This is a genomic window from Synechococcus sp. OH2, from assembly GCF_047462155.1.
Taxonomy (GTDB): domain Bacteria; phylum Cyanobacteriota; class Cyanobacteriia; order Thermostichales; family Thermostichaceae; genus Thermostichus.
The window spans coordinates 12426-14219 of sequence record NZ_JANSIR010000023.1; the positions used below are offsets into that span (position 1 = coordinate 12426).

The 1794-nt window shown below is 64.8% G+C and carries 2 protein-coding genes; one reads left to right on the forward strand and one right to left on the reverse strand.

All coding sequences use genetic code 11. The features are described from left to right. A partial coding sequence (gndA, locus tag NW835_RS01830) for an NADP-dependent phosphogluconate dehydrogenase (RefSeq protein ID WP_414414364.1) occupies window positions 1–978 on the forward strand: 978 nt, incomplete at its 5' end. On the opposite strand, the gene NW835_RS01835 is transcribed toward gndA, so the two are convergent. Then, the coding region (locus NW835_RS01835; RefSeq protein ID WP_414414365.1) for an FAD-binding protein at window positions 975–1794 on the reverse strand (820 nt) is incomplete at its 5' end. The two genes, gndA and NW835_RS01835, sit on opposite strands and share 4 nt — an antisense overlap.

Genomic DNA, 1794 nt, shown 5'->3' on the forward strand with positions numbered 1-1794 from the left:
GGCAGCCTGGAAGCCTACCGCCAACTGGAGCCCATCCTCACCAAAATTGCCGCCCAAGTGCCGGACGGCCCCTGCGTCACCTACCTGGGGCCCAAAGGGGGCGGGCACTACGTGAAAATGGTGCACAACGGCATCGAATACGGCGACATGCAACTGATTGCCGAGGTCTACGACCTCATGCGCAGGGGGCTGAAGCTGTCAGCCCCCCAGATGCAGGAGATCTTCCAGGCCTGGAACGAGACGGAGCTGGAGTCGTTTTTGATTGAGATTACCGCCAAGATCTTGGGGACGCTGGATCCGGAGACGGGCAAGCCGCTGGTGGATCTCATCTTGGACAAGGCAGGCCAGAAGGGCACGGGCCTGTGGACGGTCAAGGACGCCCTGGATCTGGGGGTGCCGGTGCCCACCATTGAGGCGGCAGTGCAGGCCCGCCTCCTCTCCTCGATGAAGGAAGAGCGGGTGGCCGCCTCGCGGCAGTTGCCAGGGCCGGGAACAGCCTTTGAAGGGGATCCCGACCGCTTCCTCCAGGATCTGCGCGCCGCCCTCTACTGTTCCAAGATCTGCTCCTACGCCCAGGGGATGGCGCTGCTCAAGCAAGCCACCGTTGCCCACGGCTATGTTTACACCTTTAGCGAGATCCCCCGCATCTGGAAGGGGGGCTGCATCATCCGCGCCCGCCTCCTGAGCAGGATCCAGGCGGCCTACCAGCGGGATCCGGAGCTGGTCAACCTGCTTTTGGATGAGGAGTTTCAGCAGGCCATCCAGGAACGGCAGGGATCCTGGCGGCGGGTGGTGGCCACCGCGGCTACCCTAGGGATCCCGATCCCGGCCATTAGCGCTTCCCTGGCCTACTACGACAGCTACCGCACTGCCGAGCTGCCCCAGAACCTCACCCAAGCCCAGCGGGATTTCTTTGGCGCCCACACCTTTGAGCGCATCGACAGGCCGGGGGTTTTCCACCACGCCTGGAACGCCTAGGCAGGATCCCCCTCTGGTGCGGCCGCTAGACCTAGCGGCGTCTGCTTCAAGGTAGAGCCCCACGCCTCGGTATGGAAAGGCTCTCCTTCTTGGGGAAAATCCCTGCGGAAGTGGGATCCGCGGCTTTCCTCCCGCAACAGAGCCCCTTGCCCCACCAGGCGGGCAAGCAGCAACAAACTCCCAGCCTCGACCTCCTCCCGGCTGGCCCAGGGCTTCTCCTCCAGGGGCAGGGCTTCTGCAAAAGCCAGAAAAGCCCGCAGCCACTCTCCCTGCCGCACCACGCCCAGTGCCTCTCCCACCTGCTGCCTAAGCTCGGGAAGAAGAGAGGGCGGCGCGGTCAGCACAGGTAGAGCCTGCACCTGAAGGGGTGGCTCCTGGAGCTCCCGCAGGGCAGCCAGAGCAGCTCGCTTGCCCATGACCAGCCCTTCCAAGAGGCTGTTGGAAGCCAAACGGTTTGCCCCGTGCAACCCTGTAGAAGCCACCTCCCCGGCAGCATAGAGGCCCGGCAGGCCAGTGAAGCCAAAGGCATCCGTTCGCACCCCGCCCATGACGTAGTGGGCAGCGGGAGCAACCGGCAGGAGGTCTTTTCCGGGATCCAGCCCCAAAGCGCGGGCAGAGGCAACAACGGTGGGAAAGCGCTCCTCCAGCTCTGGCACAGCCCGTAGATCAAGATAAACTCCCCCCGTCCGCTGCCGCTCCCAGAACACCGCCTGGGCCACCACATCCCGCGGCGCCAGCTCCCCCAGCTCCGTATAGCAAGGCATAAAGCGCTCCCCCCAGGCGTTGAGAAGCACGGCCCCTGCCCCTCGGGCAGCC